Annotated in this window: 2 protein-coding genes; both read right to left on the reverse strand. The window is 61.4% G+C overall.

Features of this window, described 5'->3' with window-relative positions:
- Positions 1-239: 239 nt before the first annotated feature.
- Entirely contained in the window at positions 240-581 is a 342-nt protein-coding gene (locus tag AC1DT3_RS21520) for a hypothetical protein (RefSeq protein ID WP_477467219.1), read from the reverse strand.
- Positions 582-909: 328 nt separating this feature from the next.
- On the reverse strand, positions 910-1,312 hold a 403-nt coding region (locus tag AC1DT3_RS21525; RefSeq protein WP_477467220.1), incomplete at its 5' end, for an SDR family oxidoreductase.

Consider the following 1,312-nt stretch of genomic DNA (forward strand, 5'->3'; position numbering starts at 1 on the left):
GGACAGCCGGCACGGAAACCATCGGTGTGGTTCTCTACAGCCTCGAGGAAGCGGGCCTTGCGAGCCAGGCGGCTGCCGTCGGAGCCTTGACTGTCGCGATTGTCGCGGCCGTGATGCTTCTACTCGACGTCTTCGGACGCCGGCTCCCACCGGGAACGCTGCCATGGTGTGCGTGAAGGGGCGACGAGACGAAAAAACCCCGCCGACGACGCGGCGGGGTTTTTGATCGGCGTTACACGCTAGTACGGTGGGTAGGCGTAGGCAGGGGCTGTTCCGTAGCCTGGGATGTTCTCCCGCTCGTAACGCAAATTCGGATAGCCGGCGGCGGTACAGGTCGGAGGGCCGTACGGGCAGGGTGGCCAAAGCTCGGGCGCGACCGTACCGCCGACGATGGACCCGGTTGTTCCCGGATCGTAAATGACTCTGCCTCGGGCATTGTAGGGCGCAGCTGGTATTGGCTGTCCCCTTGTCATGAAGGCGTTCATTTCGCTCGGCGACAAGACGTCGCCCGCCATTGCCGGCGCTATGAAGGCAGAGCCGATCGCGATCGCCGCTGCCGCTGTGAGAAGAGCTCTAGACATAGGGAAAACTCCAATTGAACCCAGCCAGGAATTTAAAGCTCGCACGTCGGTACGGTTCCTGCATGGCAGGTGCGATGAAAAGACCCGCGCCGCGATTGGCGAAGGGCTGCAACACATTCATCGAAGCGGCCACGGCGCTGTAGTCGATAGTGAATTTGGCCGATGCTGGTCGCTCAAGCGAGAAGACTTGGCCGCAGACAGTCGCGGGGTTGTGAACTCCATCCTGAAGTGCACAGAAAATAGCCAGAACGAGATGAAACTGTCGTGGAACTTTGGCTGTCGGGCGCCGCGTTCAATCGTGCAGGCTTCGGATCCGCCGATGAGGCGACTACACCATCCAATGTCCTCCATCGACGACGATGGATTGGCCTGTGATGTGCCGCGCGTCTTCGCTTGAAAGAAAGGCGATCGTTGCCGCGATGTCTTCCGGCTCGGCGACGCGGCCCATCGGAATCCTTGCGACGATGGTGGAGACGATATCGCTCGGCAATTGCTTGAGAACGGCAGTGTTCGTCACCCCCGGGCAGACGGCGTTCACGTTCACTCCGAAAGGAGCGAGCTCCCGCGACAGCGACCGCGTGAATCCGATGACACCCATCTTGGCGGCAGAATACTCCGCAACACCGACCTCGCCGGAAAGTCCAGCGGTCGAGGCGATGTTGACGATCTTGCCGCGTCGCGCGTCCCGCATTGCGGGAACAACCTGCCGGGAGGCAACGAGTGTTGCCATC

This window comes from Microvirga sp. P4_G7, assembly GCF_056401005.1.

Excerpts from the sequence above, each read along its gene's own strand:
- AC1DT3_RS21520 (WP_477467219.1), bottom strand. The coding sequence starts at position 581 with ATGTCTAGAGCTCTTCTCACAGCGGCAGCGGCGATCGCGATCGGCTCT.